The organism is Staphylococcus sp. HMSC061G12, from assembly GCF_001838465.1.
Lineage (GTDB): Bacteria > Bacillota > Bacilli > Staphylococcales > Staphylococcaceae > Staphylococcus > Staphylococcus simulans.
The window spans coordinates 22,983-24,895 of sequence record NZ_KV837157.1; the positions used below are offsets into that span (position 1 = coordinate 22,983).

The following is a 1,913-nucleotide window of genomic DNA, read 5'->3' on the forward strand; positions in this document are numbered from 1 at the left end:
GCTCTGCTTTCAACGCATCTAATGCTGCTTGTTTGGCATCAGCTGCTGCTTTCGCTTCTTTCTCATCTTGTGCTTTTTTAGCATTAATTGCTTCATCTAGCGCTGTTTTCGCATTATCAACTTCAGTTTGTGTCGCATTAGGATTTTGTTCTACTGCTTTAGCTGCTGCTAAGGCATCTTGAACGGCTTTATCTTCTTTATCAGCTGGGTCTAATTGACCTAAACCTTCTGCAGTTGCAATTGATTTTTCTAGTTCAGTTTTGTCCGCTTTTGCGACTAAACCTGCTTGTGCATCTTTTAAGTCTTGTGTTGCTTTATTAATTTCTTCAACAGTTTTACCTGTTGGAGCATCAACAATCGCTTGACCTGCTACTTCAGCATCAGTTAATGGTTTCACACTATCTGGAGTGAATTTATCAGTTTGAACAGCTTTCGCTTTTTCAAGCTCTGCTTTTAATGCATCAAGTGCTGCTTTGACTGCATCTGCTTGATCTTGAGCAGTTTTTGCTTCGATTGCTTTATTTAAAGCATCTTTCGCTGCATTAACTTCTTCTTGAGTTGCGTTAGGGTTTGCTTGAACTTCTTTTGCTTTATTTAATGCATCTTGAACGGCTTTATCTTCTTTATCATTTGGATCTAAAGTTAAGCCTTCTGCTGCAGTGATTGCTTTATCAAGTTCTGCTTTGTCTGCTTTTGCAACTAAACCTGCTTGTGCATCTTTCAATGCTTGTGTTGCTTTTTCAATTTCTTCAGTTGTTTTATTTTCAGGTGCGTCAACAATCGCTTGTCCTGCTGTTTGTGAATCAGTCAATGGTTTCACACTGTCTGGTGTGTAGTTGTTTTTATCAACTTGTGCTGCTTTAGCCAACTCTTGTTTCAATGCATCTAACGCTGCTTGTTTTGCGTCAGCCGCTTCTTTAGCCTCTTTTGCATCTTGTGCTTTTTTAGCGTTAATTGCATCTTCTAATGCTGCTTTTGCTGCGTCGACTGCTGCTTGCGTAGCATTTTGATCTGCTTGAACTTCTTTTGCTTTTGCTAATGCATCTTGGACCGCTTTATCTTCTTTATCGTTTGGATCTAAAGTTAAGCCTTCTGCAGTAGTAATTGCTTTGTTCAATTCATCTTTGTTAGCTTTCGCTTCAAGATTGTTTTTAGCATCAGTGATTGCTTTAGCTGCTGCTTTCAACTCTTCAGGAGTCTTAGTTGCATCTGCTTTTGCTGCTTCGCCTGCAGTAATAGCTACTTCAAATGGTGCAACTGTATTTGGTTTGTAGTCATCTTTCTTAACAGTTTTCGCATCGTCTAATGCTTTTTGTAATGCATCTAATGCATCTTGACGTTCTTTTGCTGCGATAGCATCAGTGATTGCTTTTGTTGCTTCTTGAACTTGTTGTGGTGTTGCATTTCCGTCCGCTTTGACAGCTTCACCTGCAGTAACTGCGTCTTGAAGAGCTTTATCTTCTTTATCAGTAGGATCAAGTTGACCTAAAGCATTTGCTTTATCGATGGCTGCTTGTAATGCCGCTTTATCAGATTTAGCTTGTAACGCTGCTTCTGCATCTTTTAATGCTTGTGTTGCTTTTTCAATTTCTTCAGTTGTTTTATTTTCAGGTGCTGCAACGATAGCTTTACCTGCATCCTCTTTTTCAGTTAAAGGTGCAACTGTATGAGGCGTAAAGTTATCTTTATCGATTTTAGCAACTTTAGCAAGTTCTTCTTTCAATGCGTCTAATGCTGCTTGTTTTGCGTCAGCTGCTGCTTTAGCTTCTTTCGCATCTTGTGCTTTCTTAGCATTAATTGCGTCATCTAATGCTTTTTGAGCTGCATCTACAGCATCTTGTGAAGCATTAGGATCAGCTTGAACTTCTTTCGCTTTGTTTAAAGCATCTTGGACTGCTTTGTCTTCTTTATCT

Annotated in this window: 1 protein-coding gene; it reads right to left on the reverse strand. The window is 39.2% G+C overall.

Annotated elements, in window-relative coordinates:
- Positions 1–1,913: FIVAR domain-containing protein (locus HMPREF2937_RS13815; protein WP_180364648.1), on the reverse strand; the 1,913-nt coding region annotated here is incomplete at both ends.